The organism is Streptomyces chlorus (assembly GCF_042655885.1).
Taxonomy (GTDB): Bacteria; Actinomycetota; Actinomycetes; order Streptomycetales; family Streptomycetaceae; genus Streptomyces; species Streptomyces chlorus.
In genome coordinates this window covers 1-1,911 of record NZ_JBHSOA010000151.1, presented here as the reverse complement: position 1 = coordinate 1,911, position 1,911 = coordinate 1, and the positions used below count along the sequence as shown (strand labels likewise).

At 58.5% G+C, this 1,911-nt stretch carries 1 rRNA gene; it reads left to right on the top strand.

The features are described from left to right. Positions 1 to 117 precede the first annotated feature (117 nt). Positions 118 to 1,911: ribosomal RNA gene (locus ACFPZI_RS37060) — 23S ribosomal RNA — on the top strand; the annotation flags it as partial.

Here is a 1,911-nt window from a genome sequence, read left to right as displayed (position 1 = left end):
AGGGCACGGCCGCAAGGTCCGTCTCTCGGTGCCGACCCCAGTGAACTCCGGTTACTGCCGGGGGTGATGGGTGGTTGGTCGTTGTTTGAGAACTGCACAGTGGACGCGAGCATCTGTGGCCAAGTTTTTAAGGGCGCACGGTGGATGCCTTGGCACCAGGAACCGATGAAGGACGTGGGAGGCCACGATAGTCCCCGGGGAGCCGTCAACCAGGCTTTGATCCGGGGGTTTCCGAATGGGGAAACCCGGCAGTCGTCATGGGCTGTCACCCATACCTGAACACATAGGGTATGCGGAGGGAACGCGGGGAAGTGAAACATCTCAGTACCCGCAGGAAGAGAAAACAACCGTGATTCCGGGAGTAGTGGCGAGCGAAACCGGATGAGGCCAAACCGTAGGCGTGTGAGACCCGGCAGGGGTTGCGCCTACGGGGTTGTGGGATCTCTCTTTCATGGTCTGCCGGCCATGAGACGAGTCAGAAACCGTTGATGTAGGCGAAGGACATGCGAAAGGTCCGGCGCAGAGGGTAAGACCCCCGTAGCCGAAACGTCAACGGCTCGTTTGAGAGACACCCAAGTAGCACGGGGCCCGAGAAATCCCGTGTGAATCCGGCGGGACCACCCGCCAAGCCTAAATATTCCCTGGTGACCGATAGCGGATAGTACCGTGAGGGAATGGTGAAAAGTACCGCGGGAGCGGAGTGAAATAGTACCTGAAACCGTGTGCCTACAAGCCGTGGGAGCGTCGCGTTGAATGCTTGTCATTCAACGTCGTGACTGCGTGCCTTTTGAAGAATGAGCCTGCGAGTTTGCGGTGTGTTGCGAGGTTAACCCGTGTGGGGAAGCCGTAGCGAAAGCGAGTCCGAACAGGGCGATCCAGTAGCATGCCCAAGACCCGAAGCGGAGTGATCTAGCCATGGGCAGGTTGAAGCGGAGGTAAGACTTCGTGGAGGACCGAACCCACCAGGGTTGAAAACCTGGGGGATGACCTGTGGTTAGGGGTGAAAGGCCAATCAAACTCCGTGATAGCTGGTTCTCCCCGAAATGCATTTAGGTGCAGCGTCGTGTGTTTCTTGCCGGAGGTAGAGCACTGGATAGGCGATGGGCCCTACCGGGTTACTGACCTTAGCCAAACTCCGAATGCCGGTAAGTGAGAGCACGGCAGTGAGACTGTGGGGGATAAGCTCCATGGTCGAGAGGGAAACAGCCCAGAGCATCGACTAAGGCCCCCAAGCGTACGCTAAGTGGGAAAGGATGTGGAGTCGCACAGACAACCAGGAGGTTGGCTTAGAAGCAGCCACCCTTGAAAGAGTGCGTAATAGCTCACTGGTCTAGTGATTCCGCGCCGACAATGTAGCGGGGCTCAAGCGTACCGCCGAAGTCGTGTCATTGCAGCACATGGGGCCAACGCCCGCTGTGATGGGTAGGGGAGCGTCGTCTGCCGGGTGAAGCAGCCGCGGAAGCGAGTTGTGGACGGTTGACGAGTGAGAATGCAGGCATGAGTAGCGATACACACGTGAGAAACGTGTGCGCCGATTGACTAAGGGTTCCTGGGTCAAGCTGATCTGCCCAGGGTAAGTCGGGACCTAAGGCGAGGCCGACAGGCGTAGTCGATGGATAACCGGTTGATATTCCGGTACCCGCTGTGAAGCGCCAGACATTGAATCGGGCGATGCTAAGTCCGTGAAGCCGTTCCGGACCCTTCGGGGAAAGGAAAGTGGTGGAGCCGACGGACCAGACCCGTAGTAGGTGAGCGATGGGGTGACGCAGGAAGGTAGTCCAGCCCGGGCGGTGGTAGTCCCGGGGTAAGGGTGTAGCCCGTCATCCAGGTAAATCCGGATGGCATGTGGGTGAGACCCGATGCCGAGCCGATTGCGGCGAAGTGGATGATCCTATGCTGTCGAGAAAAGCC